General features: G+C 64.6%; 18 protein-coding genes. 9 read left to right on the forward strand and 9 right to left on the reverse strand.

All coding sequences use genetic code 11. From position 1 onward, the window contains the following. Window positions 1-13 precede the first annotated feature (13 nt). The 6 genes from CH294_RS04780 to CH294_RS04805 all read right to left on the reverse strand — a co-directional run bounded on the left by CH294_RS04780 (window position 14) and on the right by CH294_RS04805 (window position 5415). Window positions 14-1753 (reverse strand): AMP-binding protein, encoded by a 1740-nt coding sequence (locus tag CH294_RS04780; RefSeq protein WP_094737136.1) that lies wholly within the window; start codon window positions 1751-1753, stop codon window positions 14-16. A gap of 65 nt (window positions 1754-1818) precedes the next feature. Then, a complete protein-coding gene (locus CH294_RS04785) occupies window positions 1819-2601 on the reverse strand; it encodes an enoyl-CoA hydratase-related protein (RefSeq protein ID WP_249305052.1) in 783 nt (260 codons plus the stop codon). A gap of 8 nt (window positions 2602-2609) precedes the next feature. Further along, window positions 2610-3425, reverse strand: coding sequence for an enoyl-CoA hydratase-related protein (locus CH294_RS04790; RefSeq protein ID WP_094737137.1), 816 nt, complete (start codon window positions 3423-3425; stop codon window positions 2610-2612). A 30-nt stretch (window positions 3426-3455) separates the two neighbouring features. Continuing rightward, window positions 3456-4214 (reverse strand): enoyl-CoA hydratase/isomerase family protein, encoded by a 759-nt coding sequence (locus CH294_RS04795; protein WP_094737138.1) that lies wholly within the window; start codon window positions 4212-4214, stop codon window positions 3456-3458. After that, window positions 4211-4951 (reverse strand): 3-oxoacyl-ACP reductase FabG, encoded by a 741-nt coding sequence (gene fabG, locus CH294_RS04800; RefSeq protein ID WP_094737139.1) that lies wholly within the window; start codon window positions 4949-4951, stop codon window positions 4211-4213. Before fabG ends, CH294_RS04795 begins: the two co-directional genes overlap by 4 nt. Before the next feature lie 11 nt (window positions 4952-4962). After that, complete coding sequence (locus CH294_RS04805; RefSeq protein WP_032367194.1) at window positions 4963-5415, reverse strand: MaoC family dehydratase; 453 nt, start codon at window positions 5413-5415, stop codon at window positions 4963-4965. 92 nt (window positions 5416-5507) lie between these two features. Between CH294_RS04805 and CH294_RS04810 the strand changes: the two genes are divergently transcribed. The 8 genes from CH294_RS04810 to CH294_RS04845 all read left to right on the forward strand — a co-directional run bounded on the left by CH294_RS04810 (window position 5508) and on the right by CH294_RS04845 (window position 14049). Further along, a complete protein-coding gene (locus CH294_RS04810; protein WP_094737140.1) occupies window positions 5508-6305 on the forward strand; it encodes an SDR family oxidoreductase in 798 nt (265 codons plus the stop codon). A gap of 7 nt (window positions 6306-6312) precedes the next feature. Next, on the forward strand, window positions 6313-6987 hold the full coding sequence (locus CH294_RS04815) for a TetR/AcrR family transcriptional regulator (protein WP_094737141.1): 675 nt from the start codon (window positions 6313-6315) through the stop codon (window positions 6985-6987). A gap of 26 nt (window positions 6988-7013) precedes the next feature. Beyond that, entirely contained in the window at window positions 7014-8165 is a 1152-nt protein-coding gene (locus tag CH294_RS04820) for an acetyl-CoA C-acetyltransferase (protein WP_094737142.1), read from the forward strand. Between the two features lies 1 nt (window position 8166). Further along, a complete protein-coding gene (locus CH294_RS04825; RefSeq protein ID WP_094737143.1) occupies window positions 8167-9315 on the forward strand; it encodes an acyl-CoA dehydrogenase family protein in 1149 nt (382 codons plus the stop codon). Window positions 9316-9419: 104 nt separating this feature from the next. Continuing rightward, complete coding sequence (locus CH294_RS04830; RefSeq protein ID WP_037194662.1) at window positions 9420-10268, forward strand: CoA ester lyase; 849 nt, start codon at window positions 9420-9422, stop codon at window positions 10266-10268. Beyond that, window positions 10265-11281, forward strand: a complete 1017-nt coding sequence (locus CH294_RS04835; RefSeq protein WP_094737144.1) for an acyl dehydratase — start codon at window positions 10265-10267, stop codon at window positions 11279-11281. The genes CH294_RS04830 and CH294_RS04835 overlap by 4 nt, the downstream gene beginning before the upstream one ends. A gap of 48 nt (window positions 11282-11329) precedes the next feature. Continuing rightward, the gene (locus CH294_RS04840; RefSeq protein ID WP_094737145.1) at window positions 11330-12487 is read left to right on the forward strand and encodes an acyl-CoA dehydrogenase family protein; all 1158 of its coding nucleotides are present in this window, start codon (window positions 11330-11332) and stop codon (window positions 12485-12487) included. Beyond that, a complete protein-coding gene (locus tag CH294_RS04845; RefSeq protein ID WP_094737146.1) occupies window positions 12487-14049 on the forward strand; it encodes a carboxyl transferase domain-containing protein in 1563 nt (520 codons plus the stop codon). The genes CH294_RS04840 and CH294_RS04845 overlap by 1 nt, the downstream gene beginning before the upstream one ends. Before the next feature lie 84 nt (window positions 14050-14133). Here the strand turns inward: CH294_RS04845 and CH294_RS04850 are convergent, their stop codons facing one another. From CH294_RS04850 to CH294_RS04860, 3 genes are all read right to left on the reverse strand, one after another. After that, window positions 14134-15456 carry an FAD-dependent oxidoreductase gene (locus CH294_RS04850; protein WP_094737147.1) on the reverse strand — a complete coding sequence of 441 codons (1323 nt, stop codon included), beginning with the start codon at window positions 15454-15456 and terminating at the stop codon, window positions 14134-14136. Between the two features lie 71 nt (window positions 15457-15527). Further along, window positions 15528-16688: an acyl-CoA dehydrogenase family protein gene (locus CH294_RS04855; protein ID WP_032367203.1), complete on the reverse strand. Its 1161-nt coding sequence runs from the start codon at window positions 16686-16688 to the stop codon at window positions 15528-15530. A gap of 122 nt (window positions 16689-16810) precedes the next feature. Beyond that, window positions 16811-18463, reverse strand: a complete 1653-nt coding sequence (locus CH294_RS04860; protein ID WP_170944582.1) for an AMP-binding protein — start codon at window positions 18461-18463, stop codon at window positions 16811-16813. 130 nt (window positions 18464-18593) lie between these two features. Between CH294_RS04860 and CH294_RS04865 the strand changes: the two genes are divergently transcribed. Further along, window positions 18594-19634, forward strand: coding sequence for an LLM class F420-dependent oxidoreductase (locus CH294_RS04865; RefSeq protein WP_094737148.1), 1041 nt, complete (start codon window positions 18594-18596; stop codon window positions 19632-19634). Window positions 19635-19696 lie beyond the last annotated feature (62 nt).

The raw sequence follows: 19696 nt of genomic DNA on the forward strand, positions 1-19696 counted from the left end.
GGGACGACTGCGGTCATACTCCACTTCCTTCCATGGATTGTGCTGCTGCCGCTGTCGCCAGCTGCACCAGTCGAAACTTCTGCACTTTGCCGGTCGGGGTTGTCGGAAGCTCCTCGGCGTCGAGGAAGACGACCTTCTTCGGCACTTTGAATCGCGCCAGATTCGATCGGCACAGCTCGATCAGCTCGGCTGCTGTGACGGTCGAGCCGGGTGCACGAACCACGACGGCACAACCGATCTCGCCCCATCGGTCGTCCAACAGGCCTATCGCGAAGACCTGGCTGATGCCCTCGTGAGCCGCGAGCAGATCCTCGATCTCCTTCGGCATGACCAGCTCGCCGCCGCTCTTGTAGAGCTCCTTGCTGCGCCCGGTCACCTGGAGGTACCCGTCGTCTCGGACCAGGCCGAGGTCGCCCGAGTGGAGCCACCCGCCCCGCAGCGCCGCCGCAGCTTCCTCGGGCTTGTTCCAGTACCCCTTCATCGTCGAGGGACCCGAGGACACCAGTTCGCCTTCGGAGCCGTTCGGCTGCAGTTCACCGGTGAGCGGATCGACGGTGCGATAGACCACCAACGAGTCCGATCCTTCGATGCTGGCCGCGCCGGCGAGTTTGGGCCGGCCGACGGTATCGGATGTGAGGGAAAGCGGGTCCTCGGGCAGCGTGAGTGTCATTGCCCCGCCGCACTCGGTCATGCCGTATCCGGTCACGATCTCGGAGACGCCGAATTCACGTTCGACCTTCTCCCACAGCCACACCGGGGCCGGGGCCGATCCGCACAGGATCGCGGTCAGTGACCGGAGATCGTACTTGTGCCGGTCGGGATGTTCGACGATCGCCACAGCCATCGTCGGCACGCAGAGAATGTCCGTTGCCCCGAATCGTTCGATTCCCGCGAGATAGCCGACGGGGCTGAACGAGGTCTGGGGAACGATGGCACCGCCGACGAACATGACCGACAGCAGACCCTCGACGTAGCCGAACATGTGATAGCACGGTAGCGAGAACAGGATTCGACGTCCGTCCTCGTACGCTCTGGTCAACGCGGACGCATACCCGGTGCGCAGCACCGCATCGTGGGTGACGAGTACACCTTTGGGCGAACCTGTGGTCCCCGAGGTGTAGAGCATGTCGCCGATGTCGGTCGGATCCGCACCGTGGCCCACGGCCGCGTCGGCATTCTCGATGCCGAGGTCCGACAGGTCGGCCACGGTCATGGCACTCACGCGTCGAGTACCACCGGTGTCGAGCACGACGACCGAACGCAGAGCGGGCACCGCGTCGGCGGCCGAATCGGGCCGTGTCGCGAACGACAGGGAATCCCACCCCGGCGCGATCTCGTCGAGCATGGCCACGTAATCGAGCGTCGAGTACGCGTTCATCGTGATCAGCACCCGGCACTCGGACTGCTGCAGAACGTATTCCAGTTCGTTCTGGCGGTACAGATAATTGAAGGGGATGGCGATCGCTCCGACGCGCGCGATCGCGAACTTGAGGGGGACGAACTCGGGGTGGTTGGCCATGAGCAGGCCGACCCGGTCGCCTCGCTGGACCCCGAGCGAAGCCAAGCCGTCCGCAAAGCGGCGTGACTGTTCGGCCACGTCGGCGTACGAGTACGTGACCTCCTCCGTCAGCACCAGCGGGCGGTTCCGATAGCGCGCAGCGCACTCGTCGAGCCAGCCGTCCAGAGTGCGCGGTATCCACTCGGGATGCTCGCTCATCAGCGCAGTGCGCCGATCCTCGATACCGGTAGTCATGCCAGCCTCACTTTATTCTTGATTAGATTAATATACGACGACGAGTCGAGCATTGGATCCTTCGTTCACCGACCTGTGAAGTTCGGTCGACGTCTGGCATGAAATGCCTGCACACCCTCGGCGAAGTCCTCGGTGTCGAACAGAACCGCTTGGTTCTCCACTTCCAGATCGAGCCGCGCATCGCGGTCGACGATCCCGCTCGCCAATGTCGCCTTGATCGCCGCCAACGCCAACGGGGGACCTGCTGCCGCAGCGGCCGCATCGGACAGCGCGGCGTCGAGAGCGGCACCGGGTTCGACGACGGAATCGACCAGACCGAGTTCGCCCGCTTCCGATCCCGAGATGCGCCGCGGGAACATCAGCAACTGCTTCGCTGCTGCGATTCCGATGCGATCGGGCAGGCTGGTGAAGATTCCCATGTCCCCTGCCAGCCCCACCCCGGTGAACGTGGTGCCGAACAGGCTGTCTCGCGCGGCGACCACCCGATCGCAGGCCAGCGCCAGCGCCGTGCCCGCCCCGAATGCCGGGCCCTCCACGGCCGCGATCACCGGCTTACCTCGCCAGAGTGCACGAATCACCCGCTGCGCCGCCTGCGCTCGCGGGCGGGTCAGCTCGGGAGCTTGCCGCGCCATCGTCGAGATGTCACCACCCGAGCAGAACGCCCCGCCTGCACCGGTCAACACGATCGCTCGCACCGAGTCGTCGTCCATCGCCGCTTCCACTGCCTCGGCAAGGACTACGCGCAGTGGCATGTCGATCGCGTTCTTCACCTGCGGACGGTTGAGTGTGAGAACTCGGACGCTGTCTCGATCCTCGACCGTCACCAGGGTGTGTTCGTCCGTCGCCACAGTTCGACTCACCGCCCGACGAACGTGGGGGTACGACGCTCGAGCACGGCCGCCAGTCCTTCGAGCGCGTCTGCCGTTCCGGACAGCTCCGATACCGTTCGCGCTTCATCGGGAAGCTGACCTGCCACGCCTGCACCGATACCGGCCCACACCAACCGCTTGGTCGCGGCCAGCGCGAGAGGGGGCAGCTGCGCCAGACCGAGCGCGAGTTCGTCTACTGCGCTGGGCAACTCGGCGTCGGGGACGACCGACGTCACGATTCCGCAGTCCTTGGCTTCCGCCGCCGACAACACCGAGTTGGTGAGCAAGATTTCCATCGCCTTGCGCAGTCCGACGAGCTGGGTCAACGTCACCGTCACGCCCGCATCCGGTGCCATCCCGACGCGGACCGCGCCGGAGAAGAACTTCGCCGACTCCGTTGCTATCACCAGGTCGGCTGCGCACACCAGGCCGAAACCCCCGCCGCCTGCGGCGTATCCGTGGACCGCGGCGATGACCGGGACTTTCAGCTGAATCAGTGCAGATGTGGCGATCTGCAGCCACGCCGTGGCTTCCCGAAGATATTCCGGTAGGTCGGCTCCCTTGGACTGGAAGGTCTTCACGTCACCGCCGGTGCAGAAGTTCCGGCCTTCCCCGGAGATGACGACGACCTTCACGGTGGGCTCGGAGTGGCATCGGAGAATCGCTGTGTGCAGCGCGACCAGGAACTCGACGTTCATTCCGTTGGACGATTCCGGGCGATTGAGCCGCAGTCGCGCGACGCCCGAATCCTCGACCTCCAGCAGTACCGGACCGGTCTCGATCAATGTGTTGCTCACTGTCATCGAATTCCTCTTCCTCGGGGATGCGTTGGACTACCTGCTGTTGAAGCTGGATACACCGGAGCCCCCGGCCTCGCCGGATATGTGGGCGACAACGGCCTTGCGTTCCATGGCGAGGCCCTCGCTCAGAGATGTCGCGGACCCATCGCACACCAACCGTTTGATGCCCACGAGTGCGTCCCTGCGCTTTTCGGTGAGTCTCCGAACGAAACCGTCCACACCGGAATCGAATTCGTCGGGCTCGAACCCGCGATAGGCAATTCCCCACTCGACTGCATCCCGGCCCGAGAGACGATCGCCGGAGAGGATATGCCCCAGTGCCCGTTGCCTTCCGACGAGTCGGGGTAGCCGCTGCGACCCGCCACCACCGGGTACCTGGCCGAAATTCGAGTGATTGTCCGCGATCTTGGCGTCGTTGCGTACCAGCACTATGTCGGCAGCCTGCATGAACTCGAATCCGCCTGCCATGGCGTAGCCCTCGACGACGGCGACGACCGGCACCTCGACCTCCGAAATCGCGGCGCAGGCCGCGCCGAAGTTGTCGAACAAGGGTTGCAATGCCGCCGGGCCCGACTCCCGCAATCTCTCGACCTCGCCGAAGTCACCACCGACGCAGAAGTTTCCGCCCCGGCCGCGAACGACGACGACGCAGACATCCGGCCGAGTTCCCAGGGTCCGGATCGCATCCTCCAACTGACGACCCAGCTCGATCGTGATGGCATTCATCTGTTCGGGCCGATTCAGAAAGACTCGGCCGACGCGGCCGTCCACGACGGTGTCGACGACGCTCACATCAATCGACCTCCGCCGACCTCGAGGACGCCGCCGGTCATGTAGCTCGACAACTCACTGGCGAGGAAGAGCACTGCATTGGCCACTTCCCGAGGTTCTCCCGCGCGCTTCATCGGGATCGCGGCCTCGCGCTCGGCGAACACCTCGGGCGGCATCGCCTCGGTCATCGCCGTTCGGATCAGCCCGGGCTGTACCGAATTCACCCGCACGTTGTGGTGTGCCAACTCCTTGGCCGCTGCCTTCGTCAGGCCGACGATGCCGGCCTTGGCGGCGCTGTAGTTCGTCTGGCCGGGATTGCCCGACTTCCCGGACAGGGACGAGATGTTGATGATCGACCCGGACTTCTGCTCGCGCATCACGGCCGACGCTGCCCGAACACCGAGCCAGGTACCACGCAGATGGACGGTGATCACAGCATCGAAATTGTCGACCGTCATCTTCTTCAGGGACGCGTCCCGCGTGATTCCTGCGTTGTTGACCATGATGTCGAGGCTGCCGAAATGCTCGACGGCCCTCGCCACCAGGCGGTTGACCGCGGCCTCGTCCGTGACGTCCGCACCGACTCCGATTGCGCGGTCACCGAGGGCCACTGCAGCTGCAGTGGCCGCTGCGGCGTCGAGATCCGCCAGGACGACCGACGCACCACCTGCGTGCAGCACCCGAGCGATCTCGAGGCCTATCCCCTGGGCTGCACCGGTGACGATCGCCGTCCTACCCTGCACCAGGGCCACGTCCACTACGTGCCCGCTCATCCGATGTACCGCACGACGGACTCGATGACGCTCGCCGGCTTGGTGGCACCCTCGACGTTCATCGTCGTCACGAACACCGCCTGCACCGCACCCTCCAGGCTCTGCACACTGTCGATCCGGGCGGAGGCCGAGAGCCGGGCACCGACACGAACCGGGCTGGGAAAACGCACCTTGTTCATTCCGTAGTTCACAGCCATCGAAATGTTGTCGACCCGGTAGAGCTGGTTCAGGAACAGCGGCAGCAGCGACAGCGTGAGCAGGCCGTGGGCGATGGTGCCTCCGAACGGCCCGGACGCAGCTCGCTCGGGATCGACATGGATCCACTGATGATCGCCGGTTGCATCGGCAAACAGATCGACCCGCTCCTGGTCGACGACCAGCCAGTCGGTGGTTCCGAGATCGCATCCGGCTGCGTCCTTCAGCTCGTGCAACCCCTCGAAGATCTTCATACAGCGCCCCATCTCGTAGGTATAGTATTTGAATTGAATCTAAATTAAAGTAAGCGTCCAGTCAATCGTCGGACGGCAGCGAAGGGGCAAGAATGGATCTCGGATTGGTCGGCGCGCGGGTGCTGGTGACCGGAGGCGCGTCCAACATCGGACGGGGCATCGTCCACGCCTTTGCGGAGGAAGGCTGCCGGATCGTCATCAGCGACATCGACGGCGAGCAGGCGGACAAGGTTGCCGCAGAAGCCCTCGCCCTGGGTGCGGAGTCCGCGCTGGTCTGCGCGGGCGACCTGACCGACCCGGACGCCGCCGACGCAGCCGTCGACACGGTCACGAGCAACTGGGGCGGCATCGACGTCCTGGTCAACAACGCGGGGTGGAGCGTGCCGGGGTTCCTGAGCGAGGACACCGATCGCGCACGCTGGCAACGGACCGTCGAGGTGAATTTCTACACCGCGGTAGCAACCACCCAGGCAGCCCTGAAGCCGATGACCGAGGCGGGGTGCGGCTCGATCGTCTTCATCGCCAGCGACGCGGCGTTCGGACAGATTCGCCAGGGGATCTACGGGGCCACCAAAGCGGCGGTGGTCGCGCTGGCCCGAACGACCGCAAAAGAGCAGGGCAGGCACGGAATTCGATCCAACATCGTCTGCCCCGGCCTGGTCATCCCGGACGGACCGGAGGCGGTAGGCAGCGGAAGCCTGTGGTCGGTCGGCCAGGACGCCGTCTTCGACGACAAGCAGATCGAGTATCTACAGAAGGACACTCCCCTACGCCGGCTGACGACCGCCGACGACGTCGCCAAGTCGGTTCTGTGGCTGTCCTCCGAATCCGCCGCCCGCCAGGTGACCGGTCAGATGTTCTCCGTCAGCGGCGGATACACGATGCCATGAGCACGCCGTGAAGCCGAGCAACACCAGAACCTCGTCGCTCACCCGCGATCGCGGCGATGCCACTCGCCAGCGAATATTGACCGCTGCGGCCACGGTGTTGAGCACCAAAGGGTATGCAGCCACCCGATTGTCCGATATCGCCGCCGAGGCCGAAGTACGAACTCCCGGCGTCTACTACTACTTCGCGTCTCGGGACGAATTGATCGCCGAGGTCATGCGAGTGGGTCAGCGTCGAGTGCGCGAGCACGTCGAGTCCGCCCTGGCCTCGGTTCCCGATGATGCCGGGCCCCGTGAACGAATCCGAGTTGCGGTCGAGGCGCACCTGCGGGTGGAACTCGAGTTGTCGGAGTTCGCCACGGCGGTCACTCGGAACACCAGCCAGCTGACGGAACAGGTCCGCGGTGCCCAGCAGGCGGAGAGCGACAGGTACCACCGGATGTGGCGCACGCTCCTCGAAACCGCACGCAGCGAGGGCCTGCTCCTACCGGACCTCGACCTCGGGATTGCGCGCATGCTCGTCATCGGGGCACTGAACTGGACGCCGGAGTGGTGGCGCACCTCGACCGACTCGATCGACGTGTTGGTCGCCACTGCGCAAAGCATCGTATGCGCCGGGCTTTTCGGGATCCCCGCAGATCCGGGCGACGGTGGTTCCACTTTTGATTCTATGTTAAATTCTTGAAATATCGCCAGCAACCAGGAGGACACATGCCCGAGGCCTATATCGTCGACGCCACCCGTACCGCTGTGGGACGCCGCAAAGGAGGTTTCGCACAGTCACATCCGGCCGACATGGCCGCACACGTCATCAAGACGCTCGTCGAGCGCAATTCGTTCGATCCAGCCGCGATCGACGACGTGATCCTCGGTTGCCTGGACAACATCGGCTCGCAGGCAGGCGACATCGCCCGGACCGCAGCCCTCGCCGCCGGTCTGCCGGAAACGGTTCCCGGCGTCACGATCGACCGCCAGTGCGGATCCGCCCAGCAGGCAGTGCATTTCGCTGCGCAGGGCGTCATGAGCGGCACCACCGACCTGATCGTCGCCGGCGGCGTCCAGAAAATGAGCCAGTACCCGATTCTGAGCGCCTTCACCGCCGGCGAGCCCTTCGGCTCCACCGATCCCTGGACCGGTTCCGACGGCTGGGCCGCTCGATACGGCAGCGAAGAGATCTCGCAGTTCCGCGGAGCCGAGATGATCGCCGAGCGCTGGAACATCAGCCGCCAGGACAGCGAGGCGTTTGCGCTGCGCAGCCACCAACGCGCGCTTGCTGCCATCGCCGCCGGGCACTTCGAGCGTGAGATCACCCCGTTCGCAGGGGTCTCGACGGACGAGGGCCCGCGCGCCGACACCACCCTCGAGAAGATGGCCTCGCTGCAGACTCTCACCCCGGGCGGCACCCTGACTGCCGCTGCCGCAAGCCAGATCTCGGATGGCTCGGCCGCCCTGCTGATCGCCTCGGAGGACGCCGTCGCACAGTACGGCTTCACTCCGCGTGCCCGTATTCACCACATGTCCGTCCTCGGAGCAGACCCGGTGATGATGCTGAGCGCTCCCATTCCGGCAACACAGCACGCCTTGAAGAAGACGGGCATGTCCATCGACGACATCGACGTCGTCGAAATCAACGAGGCATTCGCGCCGGTCGTGCTCGCCTGGTTGGCCGACATCGGTGCCGACCCGGCGAAGGTCAATCCCAACGGCGGCGCGATCGCTCTCGGTCACCCGATCGGCTGCACCGGGGCACGGCTGATGGTCTCGATGCTGCACGAGCTGGAGCGCACCGGCGGACGCTACGGCCTGCAGACCATGTGCGAGGGCGGCGGCCAGGCCAACGTCACCATCATCGAAAGGCTCTGACATGGATCGTCAGCTCTACACCGAGGATCACGAGATCTATCGGGAATCGGTGCGCGACTTCCTCGCTCGCGAGGTCGAGCCGCACAAGGACAAGTGGGACGAGGCCCGGTGGATCGACCGTGAGGTCTTCGCGAAGGCCGCCTCGCAGGGCTTGTACGGAATCCAGATCCCCGAGCAGTACGGCGGTTCCGGCGAGACCGACTATCGATACCGCATGGTCGTGTGCGAAGAAGTCGCCCGCATCAACGCACTGTCGTTCGGCCTCACCGTCGCTCTGCAGGACGACCTGTTCCTGGCGTACCTGCTCGATCTGACGACCGACGATCAGAAGCAGCGGTGGCTGCCCTCGATCGCCTCCGGTGAGAAGATCGGCGCGCTGGCGATGACCGAGCCGGGAACCGGAAGCGATCTGCGTGGCATCAAGACCTCTGCCCGACGCGAGGGCGACGAGTACATCCTCAACGGCCAGAAGACGTTCATCTCCAGCGGAATCATGGCCGATCTGCTCGTCGTCGCCGTGCGTACCAACCCCGAGGGCGGCTCGCGTGGCTTCAGCCTCTTCGTCGTCGAACGGGACACACCGGGTTTCGAGCGGGGCCGCAAGCTCGACAAGATCGGCCTCCCCGGCCAGGACACCGCGGAACTGTTCTTCGAGGATGCGCGTGTTCCGGCGAGCAACCTTCTCGGTGATGAGGGGCTCGGACTGCAGTATCTGATGGGCCACCTCCCGAGGGAGCGGCTCGGGGTCACCGCCATGGCGCTGGCCACCACCCGGGCGATCTTCGACATCACCGTGGCGTACTGCAAGGACCGCAAGGCATTCGGCAAGCCGATCTCGACCTTCCAGCACATTCAGTTCGAGCTGGCCGAGATGTCGACCGAGATCGACATCGCCGAGGCCTACGTCGATCGCTCTGTGCGCGCGTACAACGACGGCACCCTCAGTGACGTCGATGCAGCCAAGGGCAAGTGGTTCGTCAGCGAACTGCAGAAGCGGGTCATCGATCGGTGCCTGCAGTTGCACGGCGGGTACGGATTCATGAACGAATACGCCGTCGGAAAAGCGTACGTGGACACTCGCATCCAGACGATCTACGGCGGCACCACCGAAATCATGAAGCAGATCATCGGTCGCGACCTGATCGCATGAAAGACAACGGTGACGCTCGAGTGCACAGATCCTCGGGCGTCACCGTTCTCGACCACCTCGTCGGGTATCGAGCCGACGAGACCACGGACCTCGGACGGAGTGGAATGTCCCTCAGCGGCCATCGAAGGCGATCGGTGCTCATCGCACCGGCATCCGACGAACGCAAAGCGCTCAAAGCCCTGCACTCGGACGCCGACGAGGTCGTTCTCGATCTCGAGGATGCCGTGGTGCCGGCGCAGAAGCAGATGGCTCGCGACACGGCAGTGCGTCTGGCCGACGAGCATGCGGCCGGGCGCACCGTGTCGGTACGCATCAATGCGCCCGACTCTCCCTGGTACGCGGACGACGTGGCTGCTGTGTCGCAGTGCGCTCACCTCACCGGCATCGTCCTTCCGAAGGTCCACTCGCGCAGGGACATCGAGGATGTCGACCGGGCTCTCGAGCACAACTCGGGACTGCGGATTCAAGCCCTGTTGGAGACACCCGAGGGGATTCTGAACGCGCGCGAGATCTGCGCCGCTTCGGAGCGACTGAGTGCGGTGATCATCGGTTACGCGGACCTCGGCGCAGCGATCGGACGATCCCCCGCGGACATCCGACAGTGGATCTCCATCCAAGATCGGGTTCTGCTCGCGGCCCGCGCGGCAGGGGTTGCTGCCATCGACGGCCCGGCCCTCGGGATCGCCGACGACGAGAAGTTCCGGAGTGCGGTGACGTGGTCGGCCCAGCTGGGCTTCGACGGCAAATGGGTCATCCATCCGGCACAGATCGCCACGGTGACAACGGCGTTCACACCCACTGCCGAACAGGTGGAGCACGCTCGGCGCGTCGTCGAATCACTCGCGGTTGCCGAGGACGCGGGTGCGGGCGCGGCGTTGCTGGACGGACAGATGCTGGACGAGGCCGTTGCTGTCGCAGCCCGTCGCGTACTGGCGCAGGCCGGTCGGCGATGAGCGAGAACACCGTACGGTCCCCCGTCCTGGTCGGTGGCCCGTACTTCGACGAACTGTCGGTCGGCCACGTGTTCGACACGGCCCCGACGGTGACCTTCACCGACGGAATGGCCGCAGTTCATCAATCGATACTCGGGATTCGGCTCCGCCTACCACTCGATGCCGGTCTGTCTCGACGCGTCGCCGGCCACGGCGGCACCCTGGTGAACCCGGCGCTGGTCTGCGACGTCGCCATCGGCCAATCCACCACGGCCACACATCATGTGAAGGCAAACCTCTTCTATCGGGGTCTGCGCTTCCACACGCTCCCACGAATCGGCGATTCGCTCACCACGGTCACCACCGTCACCGGCCTACGCGAGAACTCACCGAAGCCAGGACGTCGATCGACCGGGCTGGCAGCGCTGCACATGAAGTCCACCGATCAGCGCGGGCGTACCGTCTTGGACTTCCATCGATGCGCCATGCTGCCGATCGGCGACGACCCCGACGAAGGACGAGTGCGTCACGACGACACTCTCGAGCCCACCGCACCTGCCGGCACCAAGGAGGGCGACGCCATCGCCGGCGGGCTCGACCTCCCGACGTTCCGGACAGGAGCGAACGGACCGCACTTCTCGCCGGAGCTCGCGGGCGTGACATTCGAGTGCAGCGCCGACGTCGTCTCCAGCGCACCGGAACTGGCGCGTCTGAGTCTCAATATCGCAGCAACACACCATGATCAGCGCTCCGGCCCGCTCGGACGGCTGGTGTACGGAGGTCACACCATCGGCCTTGCGCTGGCTCAGGCCACGCGGGCACTGCCGAACATCGTCACCGTTCTGGGCTGGGCATCGTGCGATCACCTCGCACCCGTCCGCGAGAACGACACCCTGACCAGCACCGTATTCGTCGAACGCGCCGAACCGCTGAGCGAGGGCGGGATCCTGCACCTTCGCTCGGTCGTGCACTCGGTCGGCGACGGGGACTCCACCGACGTACTCGACTGGCGCTTCTCCGCCCTGATGGCCTGATCGCCCGCATTCCTGCCTTGCCTACCTGACAACGATCGAGAGGAAACCATGAGCGCGCTATCTCAAGACGAGGCAATGATCGTCGATGCCGTTCGAGCGTGGGTGGACAAAGAGGTGCTTCCTGTCGTCCACGTGCTCGAGCACTCGAACACGTACCCCGAAGCGCTCATCGAGCAGATGAAGGAAATGGGGATCTACGGACTCGCGATTCCCGAACCGTACGGTGAAGCGCCCGTCAGCATGCCCTGTTATGCCAGGGTCACCGAGGAACTGTCCCGAGGCTGGATGAGCCTCGCCGGCGCAATGGGCGGACACACCGTTGTCGCCAAACTGATCCTCGCGTTCGGGACCGAAGAACAGAAGAGTCACTACCTGCCTCGGATGGCCACCGGCGAGATCAGAGCCACCATGGCGCTGACCGAACCGGGCGGTGGCTCCGACCTCCAGGCGATGACGACGGTGGCGCGCAAGGACGGCGACGACTTCGTGGTGAACGGATCCAAGACGTGGATCAGCAATGCCCGCCGCTCGCAGCTGATCGCGTTGCTGTGCAAGACCGATCCCACGGCCGAGCCGAAACATCGCGGTATCAGCATCCTGCTCGTCGAACACGGCCCAGGACTGACGGTCTCGCGTGATCTGCCCAAGCTCGGCTACAAAGGTGTCGAGAGCTGCGAGCTGACATTCGAGGACTTCCGCGTACCGGTGTCCGCCGTACTCGGCGGGGCGGAGGGCAAAGGCTTCGCGCAGATGATGAAGGGCCTCGAGACCGGCCGAATCCAGGTCGCATCACGGGCTTTGGGCGTGGCCGGGGCTGCGCTCGAGTCGGCACTTCGCTACTCGCAGGACCGAGAGAGCTTCGGCAAGCCCATCTGGAAGCACCAGTCGATCGGAAACTACCTCGCGAACATGGCCACCAAGCTCACCGCTGCTCGCCAGCTGGTGCTCTACGCCGCCGAGAAGTTCGAGGCAGGCGAACGGTGCGACATGGAAGCCGGCATGGCCAAGCTGTACGCATCGGAGGTCGCCATGGAGATCGCCCTCGACGCTGTTCGCATCCACGGCGGCTACGGATATTCCACCGAGTACGACGTCGAGCGATACTTCCGCGACGCACCGCTGATGATCGTCGGCGAAGGCACCAACGAGATACAGCGAAACGTCATCGTCTCTCAGCTCGTGGCACGCGGTGGCCTGGACAGCTGATGAGTGACGACGCTGCGCGGCAGTGCCTGCACGAGGAAGTGAACAGTCGACACCGCGCTGGGACGGATGTCGCTCGGCCGGACGCCGTCGAACATCAGCACCGTCGCGGAAAACTCACAGCGCGTGAACGAATCGACCTGCTGACCGGCGAGGGCGAGTTCTTCGAGTTCGGCGCACTGGCCGGCCCAGGGCCGTCGCAACCGGGCAGCCCAGCCCTGGTGGCACCGGCCGACGCCATGGTGACCGGCATCGGCTATGTCGACGGCAGGGCAACGGCCATCGCCGCGTTCGATTTCACGGTTCTGGGCGGGAGCACCGGGGCCGTCGGCATGGCCAAGCTGTCGCGATGCGCCGAACGCGCATTGCTGGACCGCATTCCCCTGATAGTGCTGAGCGACAGCGGCGGGCACCGAATGCAGGAAGGTCTCGACTCCCGGCACGCGGCGCTCGGCTCACCGCTGTTTCAGCAATTCGACGACCTGTCCGGATTGGTACCGATCGTGACCGTCATGATGGGTCCCGGCTTCGGAGTCGGAACGAATCTGGCGGCCCTGTGCGACTTCGTCGTGATGGTCAAAGGCATTTCGACCCTGGGAATGTCCTCGTCACCGTTCGTCGCGGCAGCCACCGGAGAGCACATGACCAACGAGGAGATCGGCGGTGCCGAGGTTCAGGCCGGCCGCGGAGTCGCCGACTTCGCTGCGGAGGACGAGCACGAGGCGATCGACGCAGTCCGCGCGTATCTGAGCTTCCTCCCGTCCAATTCGCTCGAGGCCCCGCCTCGGATCATGGGTGCCCGGTGGCCCGAGGACATCGATCTGGACACTCTTGTTCCGCTGAGCGGACGTCATGGTTACGACGTGCGGGATGCCGTTCGCGGCATCTGCGACGAGGATTCGATACTGGAGCTACGCGAAACGGCAGCACCCAACGTGGTGACGGCCTTCGCTCGAGTGGACGGTCGCGCCGTCGGAGTGGTGGCCAATCAGCCCCTGCACCTCGGCGGCGCACTCGACAGTGCCGCCTGCGAGAAGGCGGCACACTTCATCGCGGTGTGCGATGCCTTCGGTCTACCGCTGTTGATCTTGATCGACCTGCCGGGATTCCTGATCGGATCGGCAGCCGAGACAACACAATTGGCCCGGCGCAGCGGCCGTCTGGTGTACGAGCTGGCCGAGGCCACCGTTCCGCGAATCAGCATCGTGGTGCGGAAGGCCTACGGCGCCGCGTACATCGCCATGGGCGGTGGGCGCGGGTACTCACCGGATCTGGCTCTGGCATGGCCCACCGCGCAGATCTGCGCGATGCCGGTGGACGGAGCCGTCGACATCGCCTATCGCCGTGACTGGCAATCCGCGGAGGATCCGGCTGCTCGACGGGCGGAGCTGATCGCCGGGTTCGAGAAGAACATCGACCCGTTCCATGCGGCCGACGGATTCGGGCTGGACGACGTCGTACTGCCGTCGCAGTCTCGCCGGTTGATAGCCGAGACACTTTCCCGCGTCGCTGCCCGTCGCCCACCGCGGGTGCCGCACAAGCTCAGATCCATCTCCCCGATCTGAGCTTGGCGTCTTCGATCCCGGCTTCGAAACGACTCGGCCGGTGCCGATGCCTTCGTGGAGGCATCGGCACCGGCCGAGTTCGGTTCAGCTCTGGTGAACGAGAGGGAAGCTCTCGATCACACTGTCGGCCACGATCTTTGCCGTTTCAGCGCAGGCAGTGGTTCCGCCGTTGGCGAATTCCTTCACTCCGTCACCCACGTTCCACAGGCCCGTGATCGGTGTCGTGTTCGGTAGATCGAAGCCGGCCACTGCCCGCTGCGGTGGCCAGCCGTCACGAGTGACGTTGACCGAGAGCACCCGTGCACGTGAGTCGAAGTTCTCGATCGCGTCGCGCAGGTCCTCCATGACCAGTTCGACCTCGGTGTCGGAATCGAAATCGCCGACCGACGGTTCGGGAATTGCGCCACCCACGTACAGGTTCCACCCGTCCGGAGCCATTTCGGGGCAGGTCTCGGTGAAGTTGGCGATGTACGCGAGGCGACGCGATTTCGCGAAGCTCAGCATTCCGGGAACGTCGACGAGGCGCTCCTGGCTGGCGAAGTTCACCGCGATCATCGAGCACGGACGATCGGCCGCACGTACCTGGGCGGCGTAATCCGCACCCACGGCGTCGTCGCCGGTCAGCTTCAGCGTTGCGCTCGGACCGACGTCGCTGATCACCACGCGCGCCTCGACCGTCGTCTCGACTCCACCGCGTGTTGCCACGATTCCGCGCACCACGCCGTCCTCGACGAGAATGCGGTCTGCGGACGTCGACAGCCACACCTGCCCGCCGTTGCCTTCGATGGACTCGACCAGCGACTGCCAGACACCGATGGTGCCCTGGGGGTGGAAGCCGAACTTCTTGAACGCACTCTTGCGCGTGAAGTAGGTCAGGAACACCTTCGCAGGGAGCTCGGTGGAGCTGACGGCGAACACCGACGCACACATGTTGCGGAAGATCCCGTGCACACCTTCGTTCTTCGTGTACTTCGAAACCCACTCCGCGGTGGACAGCTCGTCCTCGGGCATGCCGCTGTCGTTGCGGGCAGCACCGAGGCCGCTGACCAATTTGGCACCCTGTCGGGTCAGTTTGGAGAGCAGGAAGCCCCACCCGCCACCGGTGACGTCGACGTTCTTGCCACCGATGCTGTACAGAATCGGAGGGGACGGCATCCGGATGTCGAATTTCGCCCCGACCTCCGCGAACGTCTCCTCGGTGATGCCACCCAACTCGATGACGATTGCGCCGTTGTTGACCTTGAATCCGTCGATCTCGTCGGTGGATGCGCGTCCGCCGACCTTGTCGAGGGATTCCACCACCAAAGTCCGATACCCTTTGTGCGCCAGCCGAGCTGCGGTGAACAGGCCACCTGCGCCCGCACCGACCACCACGACATCGAACTGCTGTGTTTCCGGTGTACTCATCGTTCTGTGCTCCTCGAGGATCAGCTCACCGAAACCAGTTCGGCGCGTTGGCTTTGTGTCGGTACGGGGTGTCAGTACGAGCGCGGCAGCCCCATGGTGGTCTGCGCGACGAAATTCAGGACCATCTCTTTGCTCACCGGTGCCGTACGCATCAAGCGAGTGACGAACCACAACTCCGCCAAGCCGTATTCGTGGGTGAGTCCGTTTCCACCGTGTGTCTGGATCGACTGGTCCAGCGCCTTCAGAGCGGCCTCGGAGGCCGCGTACTTGGCAATGTTCGCGGCCTCGCCCGACGGCTTGCCTGCATCGAACAACTCGGCACTCTTCGCCGTGGCGAGACGTCCGAGCTCGACGTCGATCTGCGCTGCCGCAAGCGGGTGGGCCACACCCTGATGCGACCCGATCGGAACCGACCAGACCTCCCTGGTCTTGGCGTAGTCGACGGCCTTGTCCAGCGCGTACCGACCGACCCCACCACAGATGGCACCGACCAGAATCCGCTCAGGATTGAGTCCGGCGAACACCTGCTTCAATCCCTGGCCGGCCGCACCGATCAGTGCGTCAGGTCCCACCCGCACGCCGTCGAGGAACACGGTGAACTGCTTGTCGGGCGAGACGATCGCGGTGTCGATCTTCTGCAGGGTCAGGCCGGGAGTATCGGTCGGAACGACGAAGAGCGACAGCGCCTTGCGCTCGCCCGTCGAATGCTCGACGTCCTTGGCCACCACGAGAAGCGCGTCGGCCTCGTCCACCGCCGAGATGTAGTACTTTCCGCCGTTGAGTACCCAGCCGTCGCCGTCGCGTGTCGCCGTCGTCTTCAGAGCATGACTGTTCGAGCCCGCATCGGGTTCGGTCAGTCCGAAGGACATCTTCTTCGATCCGTCGGCCAGCGCCGGCAGCCACTTCTGCTTCATCTCGGTCGACCCGTGCATGTTGACGATGGAGCCGCAGATGGCCGGTGAGATGACCCAGATCAGCAGCGGGAAACCGTGCGCAGCGAGTTCTTCGACGACAACCACGGCCTCGGCCATTCCGCCGCCACCGCCGCCGAATTCCTCGGGTAGATGCACTCCGAGAAGGCCGGATTCTCCCAGTTCCTTCCACAGCTCGTCGATGTTCCCGTTCGCCCGCGCGCGCTCGAGGAAGTACGCGGCACCGTATCGGTCCGCGATCTTGGCGACGCTCTCTCGGATCAGGCGGTGCTCGTCGTTGTCGTTGATCAGACCCTGCACGGCTGGACCGTCCCTTGTTCGTGTGGGTGGCCGGCGCGATCGCACCAGCTCGTTCATAATCTAATATAGATAAAAATATATCGGAGTCAACCGAGTCCTCGCTTCTGCCGCAGACGGCGAAGTCAGAGCAACTCGTGGAACTCGTCGTTCCGAATGCCCTCGACAACCCGGAACTTACGGATCTTGCCGGTCGGAGTCAGCGGTAATTCTTCGGCCAGGAACCACCGACTCGGCACCTTGTACGGCGACAGGACCGCCCGAGCATGCCGCTCGAGCTGCTCGCGCAAGTCCGCGGCGGCCTCACCGCGAGCTCGAACCACCACGGCCACCACCTCACCCAGCCGGGCGTCGGCAAGTCCGATCACGGTGGCGTCCAGAACAGAATCGACGGCCAGCAGCGCCGACTCGATCTCGAGCGGGGAAATGTTCTCCCCTCCCCTGATGATGAGATCCTTGAGCCGACCGGCCAGCGTCAGGTAGCCGCGCGAGTCCATCGAGCCCAGATCGCCGGTGCGCACGAAGCCGTCGCGGTCCAGCGCTCGCGCGGTCGCGTCGGGATCCTTCCAGTACTCCAGGAACTGCAGGTAACCGCGAGCGCAGATTTCACCGACCTCGCCGATCGGCAGCACGTCGCCCGTCACCGGGTCGATCACCTTGCAGTCCACCTGGGCCAACGGGTGTCCGACGGTCGTCAACTGGTCCCGCCGCGAATCGGTCCGCCGGGTCGCGGACAGCACCGGCGATAGTTCTGTCTGCCCGAACACATTCAACACCGCCGATCCGAACACTCTCTCGGCAGATTCGATCATCGCAGAGGGCACTGGTGCGGCCCCGCCGAACATCGTGGTCACGTGCGGTGCGTTGCCCTCGTGACCTCGAACGGATTCGAGGATGGCACCGAGTACGGCCGGCACGTAGAACAACAGGTCCGCTGATTCACGCCGCACGGTCTCGATCACCGGAGCTGGGGCGAACTGTTCGATCAGGACCACCGTGCCACCGACCCACACCGGCCCGAGCGTTGCGACCACACACGCCGCGGTGTGGAACATCGGCAGCGGATTGACCGCGACCGATCCCGACTCGATCCCGACGTACTCCATCGTGAGCTTGGCAACGTTGACCAGAGATCGATGAGAGAGCAGCACCCCCTTCGGCTTTCCCGTGGTCCCCGAGGTGTACTGCATCATGACGGGCGCGAGAGGATCGTGGGGAACGTTGGACAACGTATCGGCGGCTACCTCGTCCGCCCGCCAGCGAGCGCGCTCGGACAGGCTGATCACGATCAAGTCCGATCGATCCCCCGCGATGCTCGACGCCACCTCGGCCATGTCGTAGTCGCGGCTCGAATCCGCATGGATCAGAACGCGTGCGCCGGAGTGTCCGAGTGCGTAGTCGAGTTCGCCGGGTCGAAGAACCGGGTTCAACGCAACCAGGACGACGCCTGCGAGGGCCGCACCGAACTGAATTATCGGCCACTCGACGTTGTTCGGTGCCCACAGGGCGACGAACTCCCCCGGCTCGGCCAGCTGCCGCAGAGCCGTCGCCACCTTCAGCGCCTCCTCGTACAGTTCGGCGTAGGTCAAGCGAAGCTCCGCGCCGTCTCCGTGGCGAGTTCCGATCAGCGCGGTCACCGCGGAGTGAGTGACCGCGCGTTCGGCGAGTACGCCACCCACCGTGTGGTCGACCAGATCCGAGCTCGTGTCTCGTTCCCAGAACGACATGACGAGAGGATCGCGCTCTCGATCGGCCGGGCGAGTCTCCAGTGTTGTCATATGTCCTCCGTTTCGAGCACAGACCAGCGCGCGACTCCTGATCGCGTCCTTGCAGTTTTACATAATGTGGATTAAAAATTACGAGAATACGTCGGTGAAGTTCACCGCGAGAACACCGATCAGGAGAGCAATGCGAATCGGAACCATGATCGACTACTCGGGCGGTTTCCGAGAGTCCGCAGCCGAGGTGGCCGAGCTCGAGAAGGTCGGGCTCGACATCATCTTCGTCCCGGAAGCGTATTCCTTCGACGCCGTCAGCCAACTCGGCTACCTTGCTGCCACTACCTCGACGGTGCAGCTCGCGTCGGGCATCATCCAGATCTACACCCGCACACCGTCACTGACAGCAATGACTGCCGCAGGCCTCGACTACGTATCGGACGGCAGATTCGTCCTCGGCCTGGGTGCGTCCGGTCCGCAGGTGGTCGAAGGCTTTCACGGGGTCACCTACGACGCTCCCCTCGCTCGTACCCGAGAAGTGGTGGACATCTGCCGACAGGTGTGGCGACGGGAGCGCGTTCAGCACCAGGGCAAGCACTACCAGATTCCGCTTCCGGCCGACAGGGGAACCGGACTCGGCAAGCCGCTCAAACTCATCAATCATCCGGTGCGAGAGAAGATCCCGATCCTCGTTGCGGCTATCGGGCCGAAGAACGTCGAGCTCACGGCCGAGATCGCCGAAGGCTGGCAACCGATCTTCTTCGCCCCGGAGAAGGCGCACTCGGTGTGGGGCGATGCGCTGGCCGCGGGCAAGGCCAGACGGGATCCGTCGCTGGGCGAGCTCGACATCTATGCCGGACCGACCTTGGCCATCGGTGAGGACGCAGACAAATACCTCGCCGGAGTGAAACCGCATCTGGCGCTGTACATCGGCGGCATGGGAGCGAAGGGCAAGAACTTCTACAACGATCTGGCATGCCGATACGGCTACGCAGCCGAGGCGGCGACGATCCAGGACCTGTATCTCGCGGGGAGAAAGGACGAGGCGGCCGCTGCGGTACCCGACGACCTGGCCCGAGCCGTCAACCTCATCGGACCCGCCGGTTACGTGAAGGAACGAATCGCCGCGTTCGCCGAGGCCGGCGTCACCACACTCAACGTCACCCCGGTCACGAAGGACTCGGCCGAGCGCATTGCCCAGATCGCATTGCTCCGCAACCTGATCGGATGATCTCGGCCCGGTGCCGCTACCGGTCGGCACCGGGCTCACCGATCACGACCGGCAAGCAAGCA

It is taken from the genome of Rhodococcus sp. 14-2483-1-1 (assembly GCF_002259335.1).
GTDB lineage: Bacteria > Actinomycetota > Actinomycetes > Mycobacteriales > Mycobacteriaceae > Rhodococcoides.